Raw genomic sequence first — 668 nt, 5'->3', positions numbered from 1 at the left:
AGACCGATCCTCGCTATCGCCGTTTTTCGCGCCAGTGAGGACCACCACGCCGGTGAATCCGCCGGCACGCAAATGATTAACGAACTGTTCTTGGTTTGAGGTGTGATCGGCATGCGGTGGCCAGCACATGGTGGTGCATTGCGCCCCTTGGCTTTTCAAGGCATCGCTCAGTTGGGCCGCCACCATATCGGTCGAGCTAGTGCTGATCAACAGCCAAGTTCCGCCGTCAATGCGTTCGACGTCGGTCAACTCCCGTTGCTGCCATTCGATGGTCAGCAGCCGATTGGCCAGTACGCGGTCTCTGTGGGTGGTCTCGGATGCTGCGGTTCCCAATTGCAGTCCCTGCACGCCCAGCAGCACGGTTCCGTGCTCGTCGATTACGTCGAGGTCGGCCTCGATGCCAGAAGTTTCGGCTTTGGTCACCCGGGCAAAGCAGTAGCGCGCTTTACCGGCGGCACCATAGGCGCGCAGCCGCCGCGCCCCCAACGGCAATGTCAGCAGGTCCCCGCCGGCGGCTTGGACGTCGGGGTGAGCCTCGATGGCTTGAAAACAGGCATCCAGCAGTGCGGGGTGTATGTCGTAAGCGTCTTGTTGGGACCGGATTTCGCGGGGGAGTGCGACCTCGGCGAGCACGGTGCTGGTGTCCTGGTCGCCGATGTGTACCGCGG

Annotated in this window: 1 protein-coding gene; it reads right to left on the bottom strand. The window is 62.3% G+C overall.

Annotation, left to right across the window (positions count from 1 at the left end; all coding sequences use genetic code 11):
* A partial coding sequence (locus AC5Y2L_RS28565) for a polyketide synthase dehydratase domain-containing protein (RefSeq protein ID WP_499940097.1) occupies positions 1-668 on the bottom strand: 668 nt, incomplete at both ends.

Source organism: Mycobacterium sp. NGS66 (genome assembly GCF_059812225.1).
Note: the sequence above shows the minus strand (reverse complement) of the source record. Positions and strands in the feature narration are given on the sequence as shown.